This window comes from Hydrogenophaga electricum (assembly GCF_030160815.1).
Classification (GTDB): Bacteria; Pseudomonadota; Gammaproteobacteria; order Burkholderiales; family Burkholderiaceae_C; genus Hydrogenophaga; species Hydrogenophaga electricum.
This window is the reverse complement of sequence record NZ_BSPB01000011.1, coordinates 76338-97429: the sequence shown is the minus strand read 5'-3', so window position 1 is coordinate 97429 and position 21092 is coordinate 76338. Positions and strand designations below refer to the sequence as shown.

Genomic DNA, 21092 nt, shown 5'->3' with positions numbered 1-21092 from the left:
GCACACCGCAGACGCCATGGATGGGCGGCCGCGCAGAAAAAGGCCGCTCGCGCAAAGCGCGGCGGCCGAAGCGCCGGGCCAGACTGGACAGTCCCGGCGATGCTGTGTCAGCGCAGCGGCAACGCCGGCCGCTCAGTTCTTCACGTAGTCGGACACCACTTTCCAGCGGCCGTCCTGGATCTGCGACAGGCGCGAGGCGTTGCTGCCCAGGCGCTTGGTGGCCGAGAAGGTCTGCTCGGCGCCGCCGAAGATGTCGGGCGGCACGGTCATGCTGTCCATCGCCTTGATGAAGCTGTCGGTGCTGAGGTTGGCTCCTGCCTTGCTGGCGGCCTTGATGAAGATGTCCACCGCGTTGTAGCCGTAGACCGAGAAGACGGTCGGGTCTTCGTTGAACTTGGTCTTGTACTTGTTGGCCCAGAAGCGGATGGGTTGCGAGGCCTCGTCCAGGTACGGGTGTTGCACCGTCATGGTGGCGTACAGGCCGTTCATGGGCGCACCGCCGAGTTTGTGGATGAGGTCGGTGTAGGCCGCGCTGGAGCCGATGAAGGTAGGGTTGAAGCCCAGGCGGCGGGCGGTGGCGATGGCGCCGATGGTCTCGCGGATGATGGTGCCGAGCACGACGAAGTCGCACTGTGCCGAAGCCAGCTTCTGCACCTGCGAGGCGAAGTCGGTGGCGCCGCGCTTGTAGGTGGTGACTTCGCCCATCTGCATGCCGGCGGCCTTCAGGCCGTCTTCGGCGCCGCGGAAGACTTCCAGGCCGAATTCGTCGTCCTGGTACAGCGCGCACACCTTCTTGGCGCCTTTTTCCTTGGCCAGCTTGGGCACGGCGCCTTTCATCTGGTCGTAGTAGGTGGCGGCGAAGGAGTACTTGAGCTTGTGCAGCGGCTCGTACATTTCGCGTGCGGCGGTCACCGGGAAGAAGTTGATGACGTTCTTCTGGAACTGCACGGGCATGGCGGCCATGTTCTGGGCGGTGCCGATGTGGCCGACCATGGCGAAGATCTTGTCCTGGTTGACGAGTTTCTGCGCCGCCAGCACGGCCTTGCGCGGGTCGTAGCCCGAGTCTTCCACCTGCAGCTTGAGCTTGCGGCCGTTGACGCCGCCCTGCTCGTTGGCTTCATCCACGCGCAGCATCATGCCCAGGCGCACCTGCTTGCCGAAGCCGGCCAGCGGGCCCGAAAGGTCCTGGATCGAACCGATGGTGATCTCGGTCTTGCTCACGCCCTGGGACTGCGCCATCGCCGCTCCGGCGGACAGCGCCAGCGCGGCGGCGGTCAGGGTAAGTCGGGCTTTCATCATGATGATGTGTCTCCTTGGAGGGATCGGGAAGGGAACCGGGCCGCCGCGCCTCAGCCGTACATGGCCTCGATCTGCGGCGCGTATTTCTGCTGCACGAGCTTGCGCTTGAGCTTCATGGTCGGGGTGAGCTCTTCGTCCTCGGCGGTGAGCTGGGTGTCGAGCAGCCAGAAGGTCTTGATCTGTTCGACGCGGGCGAACTTCTTGTTGGTGGCGTCGATCACGCCCTGGATGAGCTGCTGCACTTCCGGCGCGCGCGTGAGGCTGGCGTAGTTGGAGAAGGGCACGTCGTTGTCCTGCGCGTATTTCTCCACGTTCTCCTGGTCGATCATGATGATCACGGTGAGGTAGGGGCGCTTGTCGCCGATGACCACGGCGTCGGTGATGTAGGGCGAGAACTTGAGTTCGTTCTCGATCTCGCTGGGCGTGATGTTCTTGCCGCCCGCCGTGATGATGATGTCTTTCATCCGGTCGGTGATGCGGAAAAACCCTTCGTCGTCGACCACGCCCACGTCGCCGGTATGCACCCAGCCGTCGGCGTCGATGGTTTCGGCGGTCTTTTCGGGCAGGTTGAGGTAGCCCATGAAGATGTTGGGGCCACGCACCAGGATCTCGCTGGTCTGCGGGTCCAGCCGCACTTCGTTGTACTGCGCGGCCGGGCCGATGCTGCCGGGCTTGATGCGCTGCACCGGCACGCCGGTGGACGCACCGCAGGTCTCGGTCATGCCCCAGACCTCCAGCATGGGCACGCCCAGCGCCAGGTACCAGCGCACGAGTTCGGGCGAAATGGGTGCGGCGCCGGTCACGAGGAAGCGGCTGCGGTGGATGCCGATGAGCTTGCGCACGTTGTCGAGCACCAGCAGGCGCGCGGCGCGGAACTGGAGCCTGAGGCCCGCCGGCACCGCCTCGCCCTTGAGCACGTGGTCGGCCACGCGCTGGCCCACACCGATGGCCCAGGCGTAGGCGGCCTGCTGCACGGCGCCAGCTTCCTTGAGCGCGATCATCACGCCGGAATAGAACTTCTCCCACACGCGCGGCACCGCGGTGAACACCGTGGGCGCAATCTCGCGCACGTTTTCCGGCACGGTCTCGGGGTTTTCGACGAAGTTGAGCTTGGCGCCGGTGTAGAGCGAAAAGTACTCGCCGCCCATGCGTTCGGCGATGTGGCACAGCGGCAAAAAGCACATGCATTCGTCGCTGTCGAAGCGCGGCAGGATGGCGTTGTAGCCGCGTGCCGTGTAGACCAGCCCGCGGTGGCTGTGCATGGCACCCTTGGGCTTGCCGGTGGTGCCCGAGGTGTAGACGAGGATGGCCAGGTCGTCGGGCTGCACCGCCGCCACGCGCTCGCTCAGCGCCTGCGGGTGCGCCCGGTGGTGCTCGCGGCCACGGGCGCGCAGCGCATCGAGGCTGATGACCATGGGGTCGTCGAAGTCGCGCAGGCCTTCCATGTCGAAGACGATGATGTGGCGCAGCAGCGGCAGTTGATCGCGCACGGCCAGCGCCTTGTCGAGCTGTTCGTCGTCTTCCACGAACAGCACCGTGGTGCGCGAGTCCTGGCAGAGGTAGTGCACCTGCTCGGCGGCGTCGGTGGGGTAGATGCCGTTGGAGACGCCGTGGGCGCTGAGCACGGCCAGGTCGCTCAGCACCCATTCGATGTTGGTGTTCGACAGGATGGAGGCGGTCTCGCGGCTGCCGAAGCCCAGGGCCAGCAGGCCGTGGCCGATCTCGCGCACCGCGTCACCCACCTGCGTCCAGCGCCAACTGCGCCAGATGCCGTAGTTCTTCTGGCGCAGCCACACGTCGGGGCCGCGCCGTTCGACCGCGTTCCAGAACATCGCGGCCAGGTTGTCGCCGTCGAGCACGCTCTCGGTCTGCGGCTGGATGTGGGCCAGGTCCCAGAGGTAGCTCATAACAGGGTCATCTCCAGGTTTTCTTTTTCTTCCAGCGCCGGTCGGCGCGCACGCCGGCTTCCTTCATGCCCAGGTAGAACTCCTTGATGTCCTCCTTCTCGCGCAGGCGGGCACAGGTGTCTTCCATCACGATGCGGCCGTTTTCGAGCACGTAGCCGTAGTCGGCGGCGTTGAGCGCCATGCTCGCGTTCTGCTCGACCAGCAGCAGCGTGGTGCCGCGTTCGCGGTTGATGCGCACCACGATCTCGAAGATTTCCTTGGTCAGCTTGGGCGACAGGCCGAGGCTGGGTTCGTCGAGCAGGATCAGGTCGGGGTTGGCCATGAGCGCGCGGCTGATGGCCAGCATCTGCTGCTGCCCGCCCGAGAGCAGGCCGGCGTCCTGCGCGGCGCGTTCCTTGAGGATGGGGAAGTAGCTGAACACCAGTTCCATGTCGCGCGCCACGCCGTCGCGGTCGCTGCGCGTGTAGGCGCCCATGAGCAGGTTGTCGCGCACGCTCAGCAGCGGGAACACCTCGCGCCCTTCGGGCACGTGCATCAGGCCCTGCTGCACGATGAAGGCCGGGTCCTGCGCGGTGATGTTCTCGCCCTTGAACTCCACCGAGCCCTTGCGCGGGTCGATGATGCCGCTGATGGTCTTGAGGATGGTGGTCTTGCCGGCGCCGTTGCTGCCGAGCACGGTGGCGATCTCGCCGCGCCGCACCTGCAGGCTGACGCCGCGGATCGCCTTGATCGGGCCGTAGGCGCTCTCGACGTTGAGCAGACTGAGCACGGCGTGGTCGGTCACGGGCGCCGTCATGTCCGCACCCCTTCGCGCACCGCGCCACCGGCCTCGCGGCGCAGGCTGGACACGTCGTCCACCGTGCCGAGGTAGGCCTCGACCACGCCCGGATGGCGCTGCACTTCGGCCGGCGTGCCGGTGGCCAGCTCGGCGCCCATGCTCATGGCCAGCACGCGGTCGGACACTTTGGACACCAGCCCCATGTCGTGCTCCACCATCAGCACCGTGATGCCCAGCTCGTTCTTGATGTCGCTGATCCAGAAGGCCATGTCGTCGGTCTCTTCCACGTTCAGGCCCGACGAGGGTTCGTCCAGCAGCAGCAGGCGCGGTTCGGTGCACAGCGCGCGCGCCAGTTCCACCACCTTGCGCACACCGTAGGGCAGGCCCGCCACCAGCGATTCGCGGTGGTGCTGCAGGTCGAGGAAGTCGATCACCTGCTCGACCTTTTCGCGCGCGGCGATCTCGGCGCGGCGCGTGCGGCCGGTGAACAGCATCTCGCTCCACAGGCCGCTGCGGCGGTGCGTGTGCCGGCCGATCAGCAGGTTCTGCAGCACGGTGGCGTGCTCGAACAGCTCGATGTTCTGGAAGGTGCGCGCGATGCCCAGCCCCGCGATGCGGTGGGGCGGCTGCTCGGTCAGGCGCAGCGAGCCGTGCGGGCCCAGGTACTGAATCTCGCCACTGGTGGGCGTGTAGATGCGGCTGATCAGGTTGAACACCGTCGTCTTGCCGGCACCGTTGGGGCCGATGAGCGTGAACACCTCGCCGCGCTTCACGTCGAAGCTCACGTCGTTGACCGCCAGCACGCCGCCGAAGCGCACGCTCAGGTGCTTGGCCGACAGCAGCACTTCGGTCGATTGGGGTTGTGCGTGGGTCATGTCAAGGCTCCCGGGGCCGTGGCAGGGCGGGTGCCGGCGCGTGAGCGCCCCCGGTGGCCGCTGCCCCGGGAGCTCCCACCAGCGCGGACATTCAGCGCAGCTTGGGCGCGGTGCACCGTCCCGGGCCCGCGATGTAGCACCCCAATCCCGTCATGCCCGCGCAGGCGGGCATCCAGGCACGATCCCGCCAGAAGGGCGTGCATCCCGCCATGCACTACCCGCCTGCGCGGGAACGACGCGGCAGGCGTGGGCCGAGACAACAGGAAGTGCTTCATTTCAGGCGGTCCGATTTCTGGAACGACTTCTGCCGCTTGAACATGCCCTTGCGGTAGAACGGGAACAACTGGAACCAGGTGCGCACCTTGAGCCAACGGCCGTACAGCCCCATGGGCTCGAACAGCACGAAGGCGATCAGCACCAGGCCGTACACCGTGCCCTGCAACCCGGTGGACTGGCCGATGGCTTCGGGCAGGTAGTCCTTGCCGAGCGCGATGAGCTGCGGCATCACGATCAGGAAGATCGCGCCCAGGAAGGCACCGTGCACCGAACCGAGCCCACCGATCACCACCATCAGCAGCAGGTCGATCGACTGGATGATGGAAAACTGCTCGGGCGAAAGAAACTGGATCTTGTGCGCATACAGCGCCCCGCCGATGCCCGCCAGCGCCGCCGACAGCGCAAAGCTCAGCGTCTTGTAGCGCGCCAGATGGATGCCCATGCTCTGCGCCGAAATCTCCGAATCGCGGATCGCCACGAAGGCCCGCCCGGTGGGGGCGCGCAGCAGGTTGACGATGGCCAGCGTGGCCCCCACGGCGAGCACCAGGCACAGGAAGTAGAACGACTCGGTGGTGTCCAGCGTCCAGCCCCCCAGCGACGGCGGGTTGACCAGCAGGCCGGAATTGCCACCGGTCACCGACTCCCAGCGCGCCATGCCCTCTTCCACAATGAAACCAAAGGCCAGCGTGGCCATGCCCAGGTAGATGCCTTTGACACGCAGGGCCGGCAGCCCGACCACCATGCCCACGGCGGCCGAGAGCAGGCCGGCGCAGGCGATGGACACCGGGAACGGCCAGCCCGCGTTGCTGAGCACCGCCTCGGTGTAGGCGCCCACGCCCAGGAAAGCCGCGTGCCCGAGCGAAAACAGCCCGGTGAAGCCGGCCAGCAGCATCAGGCCCAGGCCGACGATGGCGTAGATCAGCACGAAGGTCAGTTGCGCGAGCCAGTACTCGGGCAGGGCCCAGGGCGCGGCCACCAGGCCCAGCCCCAGCAGGCCATACCAGAAGCGGTGGCCACCGTGTTTGGCGAGCCGGATGTCCTGGTCGTAATCGGTCTTGAAGATAAAGCGCATGCGGGCTCCGGTCAGACTTTCTTGCGCAGCTTTTCACCGAACAGACCGTTGGGCTTGAGCACCAGCATCAGCAGCACCACGATGTAGGGTGCGATGTCCTTGACGCCTTCGGGCAGGTAAAACCCCGACAACGCTTCGACGATGCCGATCACCAGCCCGCCGACGATCGCGCCCGGCAGGCTGCCGAAGCCGCCGACCACCGCGGCCGGAAAGGCCTTCAGCCCGATGAAGCCCATGTTGGCGTGCACGAAGGTGATGGGCGCCAGCAGCAGCCCGGCGATGGCCGCCACCCCGGCCGCCAGCCCCCACACCAGCCCGTTGAGCCGCTTGACCGGAATGCCCATGTAATAGGCTGCCAGCTGGTTCTGCGACGAGGCCTGCATGGCAATGCCCAGCTTGCTGTAGCGGAACAGCGCGAACAGCGCCACGCACAGCGCGGCCGTCACGCCGATCACCATGAGCTGCTCCACCGCGAGCACCAAGTCGCCCAGGCGCAGCACCTCGCCCGCATAAGGCACGGCCAGGGTGTGCGTGTCGGTGCCGATGTTGGGGATCATGGTGATCACCCCACGCAGCACGTAGCCCACGCCGATGGTCAGCATCACGATGGAAAAAGCCGGCTGGCCGAGGATGGGCCGGATCACCAGGCGCTCCAGCCCGATGCCGAACAGTCCCATGCCGATCACGGCCGCGGGCACCGCGAGCCAGAACGGAAAGCCCAGCAACGTCATCGTCAGCAGCCCGCCGAAGGCGCCGACCATCATGAGGTCGCCCTGGGCGAAGCTGACCGTTTCGGTCGCCTTGTAGATCAGCACGAACCCGAGGGCAATCAATCCGTAGATACAGCCCTGGGCCACACCGCTGATCAGCAGTTGCAGCAGTTGCACGCCGTGGTCTCCTGTGGGTGCGGGGAAGGTCATTGCCACCCGCGCAATGGCGCGGCCCCGGCCTCTGAGCGGGTTATAGCTGTCGACCCGGAGACTCGCGCTAGGGGTTGTCCCCGAGCCGCAGTCGCGAAGGTGCCAGCACCATGCCGGCATGCCCGTGCACACCGAACAGATCGACGACATCACCGTCGTCACCCTCGACCGCCCCGCCGTGCGCAACGCGGTGGACGGCGACACCGCCCGCGCCCTGCATGCGGCGTTTCTGGCTTTTGACGCCGATCCCCACGCCAGGGTCGCGGTGTTTCACGGCGCACATGGCCACTTCTGCGCCGGCTGGGACCTGCAGCACGGCGCCCGCCTGGCCGCCCGCGGCGAAGCCGGACCGCTGGCCGATCTGGACTTCGACAGCGCCGACCCGCAGGCCCTGGGGCCCATGGGGCCGTCGCGCCTGCGCCTGGGCAAGCCCGTGATCGCGGCCGTCAGCGGTGCGGCGGTCGCCGGCGGCATGGAACTGGCGCTGTGGTGCGATCTGCGCGTGATGGAAACCGACGCCTACTTCGGCGTCTACTGCCGCCGCTTCGGCGTGCCGCTGATCGATGGCGGCACGGTGCGGCTGCCGCGCCTGATCGGCATGGGCCACGCGATGGACCTGATCCTCACCGGCCGCCAGGTCGGCGCCGACGAGGCGCTGCGCATCGGCCTGGCCAACCGCGTGGTCCCCACCGGGCAGGCGCGCGATGCCGCCATCGCGCTGGCCCGGCAACTGGCCGCCTTCCCGCAGGCCACGATGCGGGCCGACCGCGAGAGCGCCTACGCGCAGTGGGATCTGCCGCTGGGCGACGCCCTGCAGCAGGAATGGCAACGCGGCAAGGCCCGCATCCCCGACGCGCTGGACGGCGCCACCCGCTTCGCCCAGGGCCAGGGCCGCCACGGCCGCTTCTGAGCCGGCTGGGCGCCCCTTCCCCGCCCTGCATGCGGAATCCCCCAGACAACCCAGACGCCCCAAGCCCCCCAACCCACCGCCACCCCGTCATGCCCGCGCAGGCGGGCATCCAGGTGTGGGTAGCGCAGCCGATCCGCATTGCGTGCCGTCATGCCCGCGCAGGCAGGCATCCAGGCCGGGCGACGCCGAGGCCGAAACCCCGGGTTCCTGCCGGCGCAGGAACGGCCGATGGTCCGCCCCCGTGTGCCGGTCTGTCCAGCCACCTTTGGCCCCATGCGGAGCGACGAAACTTCCTATCATGGGGCGGATGACCGCCGCCGACCTGCCTTTCCCCGATGACGCCCCAGCCGCCGAAGTGCTGGTGCTGCAGCACACCCGCGAAGACACCCCCGCCTACCTGGGCGAGTGGCTGGACCGGCAAGGGGTGCGCTGGGACCTGCGCTGCGCCGAGGCGGGCGAGCCCTATCCGGCCTCGGTCGCGCGCTACCGGGCGTTGGCCGTGCTGGGCGGCGAGTGGAGCGCCAACGACGAGCGCCCATCGCTGCGGCAGGCCGAAGCCCTGATCCGCGAGGCCGACGCTCTGGGCATCCCGGTGATCGGGCATTGCCTGGGCGGGCAGCTCATGGCACGCGCACTGGGCGGGCGGGTCCAGACGCTGCCGCAACCGGAAATCGGCTGGCTGCCCGTGCAGGTGGGCCGCAGCGAGGCCGCCCGGCGCTGGCTGGGCGACGGGCCGACCGCCACGGTCTACCAGTGGCACTCCGACAGCTTCGTGCAGCTGCCGCCACAGGCGGAGCTGATCGCCGCGTCACCGGCCTGCCCGCACCAGGCGTTCGCCATCGGGCCGCACCTGGCGATGCAGTTCCACATCGAGATCACCCCCGCCAAGATCGACGCCTGGCTGGGCCATCCCGGCACGGTCTACCCCCAGGCCATGGCCCGGCACCCCGACAGCGTGCAGGACCCGGACACCATGCGCGCCGCCACCCGGCAGCACCAGACCGGCAGCGAAGCCCTGGCCGACCACATCTACAGCGCCTGGCGCGCGCGCTGGCCAGGCCATCGGGCGCCCAGCCAGGGGCTGCCCCCCTGAAAGAATGCCCAGCGAATGCCCGCCCGCGCGGAAATGACGGGGTTTGCGCATCGGCGACCCGCGCAGCGATGGCGCGTGGCGGCCCTGCCCCTTAATCCACCCAGCACACCACCGGCCCCAGGCGGCGTTCGGCCAGAAACACCGCTTCGCGCAGCGACAGCGCCACGCCCCCGTTGAACCAGGGCGGCACCGGCTCTGGCGTGTGGTAGCGCACGTAGTAACACTCCACCTGCCGGTCCAACGCGAGTTCGGGCGGGTCGTCGCTGTCGTCGGAGCCGAGCAGCGTGTGGTGGCACACGATCTCCACCGCGCACGGCGAGACGCCGGCGTGGTGCCAGAAACCCCGTTTCACCGGGGGCAGGTCGTCGATGACACGCATGGCCGCACACCTCCCGGGCCAGCCTGGGCCCGTGGACACCATGATAGGAAATCGCCCCGTTTGCGCCAAGCGGGCCAGCCCGGGGTGGGCAGGCACCCGGGTGTCAGTCCGGCAGGACCATGCCTTCGCCCCGGGGAATCGGCCGGGGCCGGCCACTGTCGTCGATGGCCACGTAGGTCAGGCTGGCTTCGGTCACCTTGACGTACTGGCCCTGGGCCCGGAAGCGCTCGGCAAAGACCTCGACCTGCACCGTGATGGAGGTGTTGCCCAGGCGGGTGATGTGCGCGTAGAAGCTCAGGATGTCGCCCACCCGCACGGGCTGCTTGAAGATGAACTGGTTGACAGCCACCGTGGCCATGCGGCCATTGACGTACCGCGCGGGCAGCACGGAGCCCGCCAGGTCCACCTGCGCCATGACCCAGCCACCGAAGATGTCGCCGTTGGCGTTGCAATCGGCAGGCATGGGTATGACTTTGAGCACCAGTTCGCGCCCTTCGGGCAGGCTGGTGTGCGGGCGGGAGGGCGTTTCGGCGGACATGGGTGGGGCAACAGGCGCCGCGCGCGAGGGCCGGCGACGCATCGGTGGACAGACAGGCGGCTATTGTGCGACGACTTGCGCCCCGCTGCGGGCGCTGGCGCTAAAGTCCCGCGCAGGAGATCCACGCCCATGCCCGCATTCGACACCACCGCCACCGCCAGCACCGCCACCGCCCTGGCCGTGGCGCTCGGCGCCGGCCTGCTGGTGGGCGTGGAGCGCGAGCGGCGCAAGGGCAGCGGGCCGGACCGGGCGTTTGCCGGCATGCGCACCTTCGCGCTCGCGGGGCTGATGGGCGCCGCGGCAGCGCTCACCCGGCAGCCGGGCATCATGGCCGTGGGAGCCGCCTTCGTGGCTGGCCTCGGGCTGCTGGCCTACCAGCGCGACCGCTCCGGCGACCCGGGCGTGACCACCGAAATCGCGCTGCTGCTGACCTACCTGACGGGCATGCTCGCCACCTGGAGCGCGCCGCTGGCCGCCGCCCTGGCGGTGACCATGACCGGCCTGCTCGCGGCGCGGGCGCGCCTGCACCACTGGGCCGTGCAGTGGCTGCGGCCGGGTGAACTGCGCGACGGCATCCTGCTTGCCGCCCTGGTGCTGATGGCCCTGCCGCTGGTGCCGGACCACGCCCTCTGGGGCGGCAGCTTCAACCCCCGCGTGGTGATGCAGCTGCTGGTGCTGCTGCTGGCGGTGCAATCGGTGGCGCACATCGCCAACCGGCTGCTCGGCGCCCGCCAGGCGGTGGGACTCTCGGCGCTGGCCTCGGGGTTTGTGTCCAGCACCGCCACCATCGCCACGCTGGGCCTGACCGCACGCAACGACCCCGGGCAGGCCCGCCTCATGGCCGGCGGCGGGCTGCTGTCCTGTGTGTCGACGCAATTGCAGATGCTGCTGGTGGCCTCGGCGGTGCAGCCCGCCTGGCTGTCAGTGACTTGGCTGCCGGCACTGGCCGGGGCGCTGCTGGCGGCCGCCTGGGGCACCCTGCTGCTGCGCGGCGGCGCCCCTCACCATGTGGAAGAAGCTCCGATCGCCTCGCCCCATGTCGAGGGCCTGGCCGCGGCCCAGGGCGACCACCTGTTCAGCCTGGCGGGCGCAGCGGCCGTGGCCGCCCTGCTCGCCGGTGTGCAGGTGCTGGTGCACCTGCTGCGCCAGTGGCTGGGCGATGCAGGTCTGTTCACGGGCGTGCTGGTGGCGGCGCTGGCCGACCTGCATTCGGCCCTGGCGGCCGCCTTCGCAGCGGCCACGCCGGACAGCGGGCAGGCCGTGGTCTGGGCCGTCATGGCGGCGCTGCTGGTGCACGCGGCCAGCAAGAGCCTGACCGCGGGGCTGGTGGGTGGCTGGCGCTACCTGGCCTGGCTCGCGCCCGGCCTGTGGCTGCACACGCTGCTGGTGGTGGCCGGCCTGGGCTGGCTGGCCGGCTGAGGCTTCAGCGCCGCACCAGTTCGCGCATCGTCACGAACTCTTCGGCGGCGGTGGGGTGGATGCCGATGGTGGCGTCGAACACCGCCTTGGTCGCCCCCGCCTTGAGCGCCACGGCAAACCCTTGCACGATCTCGCCCGCCTCGGCCCCCACCATGTGCAAGCCGACCACGCGGTCGCTGGCGGTGTCGACGATGAGCTTCATCAGCGTGCGCTCGCTGCTGCCCGACAGCGTGTGCCGCAAGGCCTTGAATTCGCTGCGGAACACCGTGATGTCGCCATGCCGCTCGCGCGCCTGCGCCTCGGTCAGGCCCACGGTGCCGATGTTCGGGTGCGTGAAAACGGCCGTAGGGATGAAGTCGTAGCCCATGCTGCGCTGCACCTTGCCGGCGGCGGGGCCGAACAAGGCGTCCACCACGACCATGGCCTCGCCCAGTGCCACCGGGGTGAGCTGCACCCGTCCCGTGACGTCGCCCACCGCGTAGATGGAAGGCACGTTGGTGCGGTAGTGCTCGTCCACCCGCACCTCGCCCTTGGCCCCCAGGGCCACGCCCACGGTGTCCAGGCCCAGGCCCTGCACATTGGGCACCCGGCCCGTGGCGTACAGCACCGCATCGGCCAGCACCTGGCTGCCGCCTTCGAGATCGACCCGCAGGCCTTCGTCGGTCTGGTGCACGCACACCACGTCGGCGTTCAGGCGCAGGTCGATGCCCGACTTGACCATCTCGGCCGCCGCGAAGTGGCGGATTTCGTCGTCGAAGCCGCGCAGCACCTGCTCGCCGCGGTAGAGCTGCGTCACCGCCGCCCCCAGGCCGTTGAAGATGGAGGCGAACTCGCAGGCGATGTAGCCACCGCCGACGATCAGCAGCCGGCGGGGAAAGGGCTCCAGATCGAACACCGCGTCCGAGGTGATGACGAACTCGCGCCCGGTGAAATGCGGCACGTGCGGTGTGCCGCCCGTGGCGATGAGCAGATGCGCCGCCGTGAAGGTCTGGTGCCCGGGCGAGCCGTCGGCGTTCAGCGTGGCCAGGCCCACGGTGTTCGGCCCTTCGATGCGGGCAAAACCGTTGAGCACCGTCACGCCGGAACCCCGCAACAGGTTGTCGTACACGCCGTTCAGGCGCGCGATCTCGTGGGCGCGGTTGGCCTTGAGGCGGGCCCAGTCGAGCACCGGTTTGACGCGCTGATCCGCCGGGCCACCGGCAACAGCGCCGGGCAGCACACCCTGCGCAGCGGGAAACGGGGCTGGGAACTCCCAGCCGTAGCCGTGCGATTCCTCGAACGCGGCGGCGTAGTGCGCGGCATAGCTGTAGAGCTTCTTGGGAATGCAGCCCACGTTGACACAGGTGCCACCCAGGCCGTCGGGGCCCAACATTTCGGCCAGCGCCACACGGGCACCGCGCTGGGCGGCCATGCGGGCGGCGCGCACGCCACCGCTGCCACCACCGATCACAAAAAGGTCGAAGTCGAATGCGCTCATGACATACCCCGGGGGACTCCCCCGCATGCAGGAATCTGCATCTTACGGGTGTGGGCGCGCCAGTGCCCGCGCAGGGGCATCAGGCGGCGCGGCGCACCTCGTCCTGCTGAAGGGTGCGGCGGCGCGCCATCTCGCGCCCCATGCCGGCGGTGTCCAGCGCGGCCAGGCGTTTGCGCGCCTCGGGGTAGGCCAGAGACTCTTCCAGCAGGATGTGGTCCAGATAGAGCGCCTCGAACACGTCGAGCGCGTGGCGCAGCTCGGCCGGGTCGAACCAGAGGTTGCCGTTCATGGCGGCCTCAATCGAAGGCGCGATCTGCAGCCAGTTTTCTTCCAGCCAGCCGTGGTCCTGGATCAGGTGTTCGGTGGCCTGCACCACGTCCGCGTCCTGGCTGCCGAGCAGCGGGGGAAAGATGTGCTTTTCTTCGTCCAGGTGGTGCTGGCGCGCCTCGCCATTGAAATAGTCGAGCACAACCCGCGCGGTGCGGCGGTTGGCCTGGTTCAGGCCCTCGGTCTCGATGGCATCCACCAGCCCGGCGAGCACGCGGATCTGGGCCTGGATTTCCCGGTGGGTGTCGTCAAGAAACTCAAAAACGGCGATCGATACGGGGACGGCACTCATGATGGGCTCCTGCTCGGTGACAAATGAGCCCATTGTGGAAAAGCGCCGCCAGGGCCCCTTGATCTGTCGCAAGAAAAAGGCCCGCCGAAAGGGCGGGCCGATGAACGACGGCCGGGCAGCGCCCGGGCGGCGGCGGCAGGCTCAGTAGGTGTAGACCCCGCGACCGGTCTTGCGGCCCAGCCAGCCGGCGGCCACCATTTCCTTGAGCAGCGGGGCCGGGCGGTACTTGCTGTCGTTGAACTCGGCCATGTAGACGTTCATCACGGCCAGGCACACGTCCAGCCCGATCATGTCGGCCAGCGCCAGCGGACCGATCGGCTGGTTGGTGCCGAGCTTCATGCCGGCGTCGATGTCTTCCGGCGTGGCGATGCCTTCGGCCAGCACGAAGAAGGCTTCGTTGATCATGGGCACCAGGATGCGGTTGACGACGAAGCCGGGCGCGTTCTTCACCGTGATCGGCGTCTTGCCCAGGACTTCGGCCAGGGCCTTGACGGCGTCGTGCGTGGCGTCGCTGGTCTGCAGGCCACGGATGATCTCCACCAGCGCCATCATGGGCACCGGGTTGAAGAAGTGCATGCCAATGAACTTGTCGGCGCGCTTCGTGGCCGCCGCGAGCTTGGTGATGCTGATCGAGCTGGTGTTGGTGGCGACGATCACCTCGGGCGCCAGGATGCCGTCGAGCTGTTGCAGGATCTTGACCTTCAGGCCTTCGTTCTCGGTCGCGGCCTCGATGACGAGCTGTGCCCCCTTGAGGTCGTCGTAGCTGGTCGAACCTTTGATGAGCGCCAGCGCGGCGGCCTTGCCCTCGGCGGTCAGTTTCTCTTTCTTGATCAGGCGGTCCAGGCTGCCGGCCACCGTGGCCAGGCCCTTGTCGACCGCCGTCTGCGCCACGTCGACCATGACGACGCGGATGCCACTGACCGCGCAGGCCTGCGCAATGCCGTTGCCCATGGTGCCGGCGCCGATGATGCCGACGGTCTGGATGCTGCTCATGAAGGGTTCTCCGGAAAATAGGTGCACTGAAAACGGGTCGGTCCCGGTCGCACAGGGGCGGCACACGCAAGCCCGGTGGCGGGAATCGCGGCCCTGTGCTACCGTCACCGCGCATTGTCGCGCAGCCAGGCCCGGGCAGGCCGCCAGGCTGTCGCCTCGGCGGAGCCGGCCTCCAAAATCTTCCCTTTCCATGTACGACCACATCATCATCGGCGGTGGATCGGCCGGCTGCGTGCTGGCGGGCCGGCTCAGTGAAGACCCGGCCGTGCGTGTGGCCCTGGTCGAGGCCGGTCCTGCCGACCGCAGTGTGCTCATCCACTGCCCTGCGGGCCTGGCCGCCATGGCGCACCAGCAGCAGCTCAACTGGCGCTACGCCACCACGCCGCAGCCGGGTCTGGGCGGTCGCCGTGGCTACCAGCCCCGGGGCAAGGTGCTCGGCGGCTCCAGTTCGGTCAACGCCATGATCTACACGCGGGGCCATCCGACCGACTACGACCGCTGGGCCGCCGCCGGCAACCCGGGCTGGTCGTGGGCCGAGGTGCTGCCCTATTTCCGGCGTGCCGAACACAACGAGCGCGGCGCCGACGCCTGGCACGGCCAGGGCGGCCCGCTCAACGTGGCCGACCTGCAAAGCCCCAACCCGTTCGCCCGCGCTTTCGTCCAGGCGGGCGTGCAGGCCGGCCACCCCGCCAATGCCGACTTCAACGGCGCCGAGCAAGAGGGGGTGGGCCTCTACCAGGTGACGCACAAGAACGGTGAACGCTTCAGCGCCGCCAAGGCCTATCTCACGCCGCACCGTGACCGCCCCAACCTCCAGGTGTTCACCGAAGCCCTGGTCACCCGCATCGTGTTCGACCCGGCAGCGGGGCGCCCGCGCGCGACCGGCGTGGCCTGGCGGCCGCAGGGTGGGCGCGGGGCCGAACAGGTGCTGGCCCTGAAGCCCGGCGGCGAGGTGCTGCTCAGCGCCGGCGCCTTCGGCTCGCCGCAGGTGCTGATGCTGTCGGGCATCGGGCCTGGCGAGCACCTGCAGGCCCTGGGCATTCCGGTGCTGCACGACCTGCCCGGCGTGGGCGCCCACCTGCACGACCACCCCGACGTGGTGCTGGTGGCCGATGCCCCCGGCGCCACCGACCTCTTCGGCCTCAGCCTCCGGGGTGTCGGCCGCATGCTGCAGGGCGCGTGGGAATGGCGGCGCCAGCGAACGGGCCTGCTCACCACCAACTTCGCCGAGGCCGGCGCCTTCCTGCGCAGCCAGTCCGACGAGGCCGTGCCCGACCTGCAACTGCACTTCGTGGTCGGCAAGCTGGTAGACCACGGCCGCCAGACCGCCTTCGGCCACGGCTATTCCTGCCATGTGTGCCTGCTGCGGCCGCGCAGCCGGGGCACGCTGCGGCTGGCCCACACCGATCCGCAGGCCGCGCCCCTGATCGATCCGGCCTTCCTGCAGGACCCGGACGATCTGGCCCGGCTGGTGCGCGGCTTCAAACTGATGCGCCACCTGCTGTCGCAACCCGCGCTGGCCAGCCGGGGCTGCCGCGAATCGGCCGTCTCGCGCGATGCCCAGAGCGACGCCCAGATCGAACAGTTCATCCGCCGCCACGCCGACACCATCTACCACCCGGTCGGCACCTGCCGCATGGGGCCCGACCCGGCGTCGGGCGCGGTCACCGATGCCCGCCTGCGCGTGCATGGCGTCGACGGCCTGCGCGTGATCGATGCCTCGGCCATACCGACCATCGTCGGTGGCAACACCAATGCCCCTGTGATCATGATGGCCGAAAAGGCCGTGGATATGATCCGGGAATCGTCCTCCCCGCGCCACGCCTGACGGCGCATCCACCCCAGTCGGCCACCGCAGCGGCCCGGTCACGCCGGTTCTGCGGGGCCCCTCGACCCACCAGCCCACCCATGATTCTTGAACACGCCGACATCCGCATCGACCCGGCCCGCGCCACCGAATTCGAAGCCGCCATCGTGCGCGGCGCCAGCACCGTGATCGCCCAGGCCCGGGGGTTCCAGGGCTATCAGGTCCGCCGCAGCATCGAAAGCCCCGGCCGCTACCTGCTGACCATCCGCTGGGCCACGCTGGAAGACCACACCGTGGGCTTCCGCCAGTCCGAAGCCTTCACCCAGTGGCGGGCCATCGTCGGCCCGTTTTTTGCCCAACCCCCGGTGGTGGAACACCTGGAGCTCGTCGGCGAAGGCTGAGCCTGCTCGCCAGCGCGAGCCTCACTTCTTGCGCATCAGCGTCGATTTGCCGAACAGACTTTCGATGAGATCGACCGCCAGCATCGCGGTGCGGTTGCGCACGTCAAGCGCCGGGTTGAGCTCCATCACATCGAGCGACGCCAGGCGCCCGGTGTCGGCGATCATTTCCATGCACAGCTGCGCTTCGCGGTAGGTCGGGCCACCCGGTACGGTCGTGCCCACGCCCGGCGCGATCTCGGGGTCGAGGAAATCGACGTCAAAGCTCACGTGCAGGTGGGTGTGATCGTCCACCCCCTTGAGCGCCTGCTCCAGGGTGTGGCGCATGCCCATCTCGTCGATGTAACGCATGTCGAACACCTCCAGGCCGGCTTCGTGCACCAGGCGTTTTTCCCCCGGGTCCACGCTGCGGATACCGATCTGCCGCACGGCATCGGGTGTGATGGCGGGGGTGTGCCCGCCCAGCCCCGTCAGCGTCGGCGGGCCGTAGCCACACAGGCAGGCCACGGGCATGCCGTGGATGTTGCCGCTGGGGGTGAGTTCGGCGGTGTTGAAGTCGGCATGCGCATCGAGCCAGAGCACGCGCAGCGTGCGCCCGGTTTCGCGGCAATGGCGCGCCACGGCGCTGATCGACCCCAGTCCCAGGCAGTGGTCGCCCCCCAGCACGATGGGCAGGCGCTCGCGCCGCAGTTCGGCCAGCACCGCGTCGTGCAGCGCGGTGTTCCAGGCCAACACCTCGGGCAGGTGCCGGTAGCCCGCCACAGGTGGCTGCCAGGGGTTGCCCGGCCCCTGCAGGTTGCCCCGGTCCTCGACGGCCAGACCATGGCTCTCCAGCACCGCCTGCAGGCCCGCCACCCGCAACGCTTCGGGCCCCATGGAGGCACCACGTGCACCAGCGCCGATGTCGGTGGGCACGCCCAGCAGGCTGATGGCGGTGGTGGTCATGGCAAAACCTCCGGGGAACGGTTGAAACGGCGCGCCACCGATGGTAGCGACGAACCATACCGCCTGCCGCTTGCGCGGCGCTCAGGCCGCCGGCAGATCGATCTCGAACCGCGCGCCCTGCCCGGGCGCGCTCTCGGCGCGGATCTGGCCTTCCATGCGCTCCACCGCCTTGTGCACCAGCGCCAGGCCGATGCCGGTGCCGGGGATCTGGTCCTGGCGGTGCAGGCGCTGGAACATGCCGAAGATACGGTCGTGGTACTTCATGTCGAAGCCCACGCCCTGGTCGGCCACCGTCAGCAACGCCCTCGCTCCCTCGAAGCGGGCCGCGATGCGGATGCGAGGCGCCTCGTCGGCCGGTGTGAACTTCAGGGCGTTGTCGATCAGGTTGCGCAGGACAATGGCGAGCCCCTGCGGATCGGCCCGCACGGCCAGGTCCTCGGGAACGTCCACGGTGACCTGGCCCTCGCGCGCCGCGATTTCGTCCTGGAAGGGCTGCAGCACCGCCTGCACGCTCGCCGCCACGCCAATCGGGCCGACATGTTCGGTCATCTGCTGCAGGCGCGAGTACGCCAGCAGGTCGCTGACCAGTTGGGACATGTGCAGCGTGGCCCGCTGGATGCGGCGCAGGTATTCGCGGCCCTGTTCGTCGAGCTGCGCGGCATGCTCTTCCAGCAGCAGCGAGCTGAACCCCTCGATGCCACGCAACGGGGTGCGCAGATCGTGCGAGGCGGAATAGTTGAAGGACTCCAGCTCGCGATTGACGGCCTGCAGGCGCCGCACGCTGTCGTTGAGCTGCCGCGTCCGCTCCTCGACTTTCTGTTCGAGCTGGTCGGTCATCAGGCGCATCTGCTCGGCCGCCCGCACCCGCAGCTGCATGTTCACGATCATCTGGGCAAACAGCTCCAGCAAGGTGATCTCCTCGCTGCCGTGGTCATGCACCTCGTCCAGCGACTCCAGCCCCACGAAGCCCAGGCACAGCTCGCCCTGCATGAGCGGCAAGGTCACGAGGCTGCGCACCCCCTGCCCGGCCAGCATGTCGCGCAGAGGCCCCGGGGACAGGGCCTGCACATCGGGCACCCGCAGCTTTTCACCATGGCAATGGCCGCAGTATTCCGCGGGAAACTGCTGGATCGGCAGGTGCTGCTGGCGCGCCTTCCGGGACTCGACACCCGGTGCGCACCACTCGTGGGTGTTCGTCACGGTTTCGGTCTGTGCATCAAAAGCGAACAGGTAGGCACGGTCGGCCCGCACGAAGCTCCCCATGTCACCCAGGGCCGCATCGATGGCCTCGTCCATCTGGGACAGCGGCAGGTTGATGAAGCGGCTGGACAGCCGGAACAGCAGGAACACGAAGTCGTTGAGGCGCTCCTTGGCCTGGTGACTGGCCTGCTGCTCGGTGATGTCCCGCACCAGGAACAGGCACTGGCGCGCCCCGGGCAACCAGGCCAGCCGGGCACTGAAGTGCCGCGAACCGCCTGGCACATCGAGGCGGTACTGCACCTCCTGGGTACCGTGCTGGCGCGCGCGCTGCATGGCCGTGCGCATCATCTGGACCAGATCGGCCGGCATGACATCGGCCATGGTGCGGCCCAGAAAGGCCTCGGGTTGCCGGTGCAGCAGGTGGGTGGCTCCGCCCTGGAAGAAGACAAAGGTCTCCGACTCGTCTACAAGAAAAAGCAGGTCCTGCAACACGCCGAACACCCGTTCCAGAATGTCGCCACGCTCGCGCGCCGTGTCTTCAGCCTGGCGAAGTTCGGTCACGTCGAGGCACGAGCCCACGTACCCGATGAAGCGGTTGTCGGCGTCGCTGCGCGGCTGCCCCTGCTCCAGCACCCAGCGGTACTGGCCATCGTGGCGCAGCAGGCGGTATTCCATGCTGTAGGGCTCACGGGCCGCAAAAGCGGTGTCGAAAATGACGGAACAACGTTCTCGGTCGAGTGGATGCAGGTCATCCAGCCAGGGCGTGTGGCACTCCACCTCCAACTCGCGCCCGGTGAACGCCAGCCAGGCCCGGTTGACCCACTCGGGCTGCGCGTGCGCATCGGTGGTCCAGAACAGGGCGGAAGCCGCGTTCGCCACCGTGTCCAGGTGCTTGAGCGTCTGGCGCTGGGCCTCTTCGAGTTCCTTGCGGTCGGTGACCTCAAAGATGGTGCCCGCCATGTAATGGACCCGGCCATCCGCACCGGTCTGCCCGCTGCCCTGGATGTCGAACCAGCGGTAACGGCCCTGCGCGTCCCGGGCCCGGAATTCGGCACGGTAGTGCCGCTCACCGTTGAAAAACCGCAACAGCACCTCCCGCAGGCGCGGACCATCCTCCGGGTGCAGCAGACCCATGAAGGTCTGTGCCATCTGGCTGGCTGGCGGCGCGGGGTACCCCAGGTACTGAAAAAACTCGTGACTGGGCTGGATGTTGCCTTCGCCAAAATCCCATTCCCAGACTTGGCCCTGCGACGCCGCCAACCGAAAGCGCAGTTCGCTGCGACGCAGCGCCTGCAGCGACCGGTCCAGACGCCAGGCGCCATAAGCCACAGCCGCCGCCACCAGCAGCGTCAGCGCGACGGCCAACGGCAGCACACTGTTCCACGGTGCCAGCACCCCCTGTGTGGGCAGGGCGTACACCACCACCAGCCGCCGGGCACCGCCGTTCAGGCGCTGGTAGCCGACGATGCGGCGCACGCCGTCGATCTGCGCCTGGGCGTCGAACACGCCGGAGTCCTGCTGCCGGACCGCATCGGCCACATGCCCCATCAACCGGCGTCCCTGCTCTGCCGCCACCAGCGGGTGGCGGACCAGTACCGTGGTGGCCCCGTCGTCCTCCAGCCGGAACAGGCTCATGCTGCCCCCGGCAGGCAACCCTTCCGAGGCAAAACGCGCCAGCAACGCTTCGCGCGACAAGGCGACCTCGTACACCGCCGTGCCGTCCTGCTGCGCCGATGCGTCGCGCCAGCGCAGGGGCAGCACCCAATGCCCGGCCTCTTCCCGGGCCAGCCCGGGCTGCCACACGCCTGCGGGCCAACCGGCCTCCAGCCCATCGCCCTCTGGCAAACGGCGCCAGGTAAAGGGCAGGCTGAGCGAATCCACCAGGGGACGGTGCAGGCGCTGCAAGGCCTCCGCATCCGGCCCCACCTCGCGGCCGGATGCGGCAATGCTGGCCTGCGCCAGCCTCAACGACTGCTCCAGTTCGGCCGCCAGCCGCAGCACCTCGCGATGGGCCTGGGCACGGGCACGGTCCAGCGCTGCTCCGCGCTGCACCCACAGCAGGCCCGCCGAGAGCGCCACCAGAAGGCCCATGGCGCAGCCCGCCAGGGTGAGCAGCCAGCGCCGTCCAAGCGGAGACACCGCATCCCCGCCGGCCGCCGGAAACGCCGATACAGGCGCCCGCCCGCT

At 68.9% G+C, this 21092-nt stretch carries 18 protein-coding genes; 5 read left to right on the top strand and 13 right to left on the bottom strand.

Annotated features, from left to right (window positions below):
* Positions 1-132: 132 nt before the first annotated feature.
* From QQK43_RS09405 to QQK43_RS09380, 6 genes are all read right to left on the bottom strand, one after another.
* A complete protein-coding gene (locus tag QQK43_RS09405) occupies positions 133-1296 on the bottom strand; it encodes an ABC transporter substrate-binding protein (protein WP_284307550.1) in 1164 nt (387 codons plus the stop codon).
* Between the two features lie 53 nt (positions 1297-1349).
* A complete protein-coding gene (locus QQK43_RS09400) occupies positions 1350-3206 on the bottom strand; it encodes an AMP-dependent synthetase/ligase (protein ID WP_284307549.1) in 1857 nt (618 codons plus the stop codon).
* Between the two features lie 7 nt (positions 3207-3213).
* Positions 3214-4002 carry an ABC transporter ATP-binding protein gene (locus tag QQK43_RS09395; RefSeq protein WP_234263985.1) on the bottom strand — a complete coding sequence of 263 codons (789 nt, stop codon included), beginning with the start codon at positions 4000-4002 and terminating at the stop codon, positions 3214-3216.
* Positions 3999-4859, bottom strand: a complete 861-nt coding sequence (locus tag QQK43_RS09390) for an ABC transporter ATP-binding protein (RefSeq protein ID WP_284307548.1) — start codon at positions 4857-4859, stop codon at positions 3999-4001. Before QQK43_RS09390 ends, QQK43_RS09395 begins: the two co-directional genes overlap by 4 nt.
* A gap of 271 nt (positions 4860-5130) precedes the next feature.
* Positions 5131-6207, bottom strand: a complete 1077-nt coding sequence (locus QQK43_RS09385) for a branched-chain amino acid ABC transporter permease (protein ID WP_234263987.1) — start codon at positions 6205-6207, stop codon at positions 5131-5133.
* Between the two features lie 11 nt (positions 6208-6218).
* Entirely contained in the window at positions 6219-7094 is an 876-nt protein-coding gene (locus tag QQK43_RS09380; RefSeq protein WP_234263988.1) for a branched-chain amino acid ABC transporter permease, read from the bottom strand.
* A 151-nt stretch (positions 7095-7245) separates the two neighbouring features.
* Between QQK43_RS09380 and QQK43_RS09375 the strand changes: the two genes are divergently transcribed.
* Together QQK43_RS09375 and QQK43_RS09370 are read left to right on the top strand one after the other, a co-directional pair.
* On the top strand, positions 7246-8037 hold the full coding sequence (locus QQK43_RS09375) for a crotonase/enoyl-CoA hydratase family protein (protein ID WP_284307547.1): 792 nt from the start codon (positions 7246-7248) through the stop codon (positions 8035-8037).
* A gap of 307 nt (positions 8038-8344) precedes the next feature.
* Positions 8345-9130 carry a type 1 glutamine amidotransferase gene (locus QQK43_RS09370; protein ID WP_284307546.1) on the top strand — a complete coding sequence of 262 codons (786 nt, stop codon included), beginning with the start codon at positions 8345-8347 and terminating at the stop codon, positions 9128-9130.
* A 91-nt stretch (positions 9131-9221) separates the two neighbouring features.
* Here QQK43_RS09370 and QQK43_RS09365 read toward each other — a convergent pair whose 3' ends face one another.
* Both QQK43_RS09365 and QQK43_RS09360 read right to left on the bottom strand, forming a co-directional pair.
* Positions 9222-9509, bottom strand: coding sequence for a hypothetical protein (locus QQK43_RS09365; protein ID WP_234263991.1), 288 nt, complete (start codon positions 9507-9509; stop codon positions 9222-9224).
* A 103-nt stretch (positions 9510-9612) separates the two neighbouring features.
* Positions 9613-10047 carry an acyl-CoA thioesterase gene (locus QQK43_RS09360; RefSeq protein WP_284307545.1) on the bottom strand — a complete coding sequence of 145 codons (435 nt, stop codon included), beginning with the start codon at positions 10045-10047 and terminating at the stop codon, positions 9613-9615.
* Positions 10048-10176: 129 nt separating this feature from the next.
* On the opposite strand from QQK43_RS09360, the gene QQK43_RS09355 reads away from it, so the two are divergent.
* Positions 10177-11466 (top strand): MgtC/SapB family protein, encoded by a 1290-nt coding sequence (locus QQK43_RS09355; RefSeq protein ID WP_284307544.1) that lies wholly within the window; start codon positions 10177-10179, stop codon positions 11464-11466.
* Positions 11467-11470: 4 nt separating this feature from the next.
* On the opposite strand, the gene QQK43_RS09350 is transcribed toward QQK43_RS09355, so the two are convergent.
* The 3 genes from QQK43_RS09350 to QQK43_RS09340 all read right to left on the bottom strand — a co-directional run bounded on the left by QQK43_RS09350 (position 11471) and on the right by QQK43_RS09340 (position 14555).
* On the bottom strand, positions 11471-12943 hold the full coding sequence (locus QQK43_RS09350) for an FAD-dependent oxidoreductase (RefSeq protein WP_284307543.1): 1473 nt from the start codon (positions 12941-12943) through the stop codon (positions 11471-11473).
* A 79-nt stretch (positions 12944-13022) separates the two neighbouring features.
* Positions 13023-13562, bottom strand: coding sequence for a hemerythrin domain-containing protein (locus QQK43_RS09345; RefSeq protein WP_234263995.1), 540 nt, complete (start codon positions 13560-13562; stop codon positions 13023-13025).
* 141 nt (positions 13563-13703) lie between these two features.
* Positions 13704-14555 carry a 3-hydroxybutyryl-CoA dehydrogenase gene (locus tag QQK43_RS09340; protein WP_284307542.1) on the bottom strand — a complete coding sequence of 284 codons (852 nt, stop codon included), beginning with the start codon at positions 14553-14555 and terminating at the stop codon, positions 13704-13706.
* 190 nt (positions 14556-14745) lie between these two features.
* Between QQK43_RS09340 and QQK43_RS09335 the strand changes: the two genes are divergently transcribed.
* Positions 14746-16383, top strand: coding sequence for a GMC family oxidoreductase (locus tag QQK43_RS09335; protein WP_284307540.1), 1638 nt, complete (start codon positions 14746-14748; stop codon positions 16381-16383).
* An 80-nt stretch (positions 16384-16463) separates the two neighbouring features.
* On the top strand, positions 16464-16763 hold the full coding sequence (locus QQK43_RS09330) for an antibiotic biosynthesis monooxygenase family protein (RefSeq protein ID WP_234263998.1): 300 nt from the start codon (positions 16464-16466) through the stop codon (positions 16761-16763).
* 21 nt (positions 16764-16784) lie between these two features.
* Here QQK43_RS09330 and rocF read toward each other — a convergent pair whose 3' ends face one another.
* The gene (rocF, locus tag QQK43_RS09325) at positions 16785-17705 is read right to left on the bottom strand and encodes an arginase (protein ID WP_234263999.1); all 921 of its coding nucleotides are present in this window, start codon (positions 17703-17705) and stop codon (positions 16785-16787) included.
* Between the two features lie 81 nt (positions 17706-17786).
* The gene (locus QQK43_RS09320) at positions 17787-21044 is read right to left on the bottom strand and encodes a PAS domain-containing protein (protein WP_284307536.1); all 3258 of its coding nucleotides are present in this window, start codon (positions 21042-21044) and stop codon (positions 17787-17789) included.
* Between the last annotated feature and the right edge of the window lie 48 nt (positions 21045-21092).

Excerpts from the sequence above, each read along its gene's own strand:
- QQK43_RS09405 (WP_284307550.1), bottom strand. The coding sequence starts at position 1,296 with ATGAAAGCCCGACTTACCCTGACCGCCGCCGCGCTGGCGCTGTCCGCC.
- QQK43_RS09400 (WP_284307549.1), bottom strand. The coding sequence starts at position 3,206 with ATGAGCTACCTCTGGGACCTGGCCCACATCCAGCCGCAGACCGAGAGC.
- QQK43_RS09395 (WP_234263985.1), bottom strand. The coding sequence starts at position 4,002 with ATGACGGCGCCCGTGACCGACCACGCCGTGCTCAGTCTGCTCAACGTC.
- QQK43_RS09390 (WP_284307548.1), bottom strand. The coding sequence starts at position 4,859 with ATGACCCACGCACAACCCCAATCGACCGAAGTGCTGCTGTCGGCCAAG.
- QQK43_RS09385 (WP_234263987.1), bottom strand. The coding sequence starts at position 6,207 with ATGCGCTTTATCTTCAAGACCGATTACGACCAGGACATCCGGCTCGCC.
- QQK43_RS09375 (WP_284307547.1), top strand. The coding sequence starts at position 7,246 with ATGCCCGTGCACACCGAACAGATCGACGACATCACCGTCGTCACCCTC.
- QQK43_RS09370 (WP_284307546.1), top strand. The coding sequence starts at position 8,345 with ATGACCGCCGCCGACCTGCCTTTCCCCGATGACGCCCCAGCCGCCGAA.
- QQK43_RS09365 (WP_234263991.1), bottom strand. The coding sequence starts at position 9,509 with ATGCGTGTCATCGACGACCTGCCCCCGGTGAAACGGGGTTTCTGGCAC.
- QQK43_RS09360 (WP_284307545.1), bottom strand. The coding sequence starts at position 10,047 with ATGTCCGCCGAAACGCCCTCCCGCCCGCACACCAGCCTGCCCGAAGGG.
- QQK43_RS09355 (WP_284307544.1), top strand. The coding sequence starts at position 10,177 with ATGCCCGCATTCGACACCACCGCCACCGCCAGCACCGCCACCGCCCTG.
- QQK43_RS09350 (WP_284307543.1), bottom strand. The coding sequence starts at position 12,943 with ATGAGCGCATTCGACTTCGACCTTTTTGTGATCGGTGGTGGCAGCGGT.
- QQK43_RS09345 (WP_234263995.1), bottom strand. The coding sequence starts at position 13,562 with ATGAGTGCCGTCCCCGTATCGATCGCCGTTTTTGAGTTTCTTGACGAC.
- QQK43_RS09340 (WP_284307542.1), bottom strand. The coding sequence starts at position 14,555 with ATGAGCAGCATCCAGACCGTCGGCATCATCGGCGCCGGCACCATGGGC.
- QQK43_RS09335 (WP_284307540.1), top strand. The coding sequence starts at position 14,746 with ATGTACGACCACATCATCATCGGCGGTGGATCGGCCGGCTGCGTGCTG.
- QQK43_RS09330 (WP_234263998.1), top strand. The coding sequence starts at position 16,464 with ATGATTCTTGAACACGCCGACATCCGCATCGACCCGGCCCGCGCCACC.
- rocF (WP_234263999.1), bottom strand. The coding sequence starts at position 17,705 with ATGACCACCACCGCCATCAGCCTGCTGGGCGTGCCCACCGACATCGGC.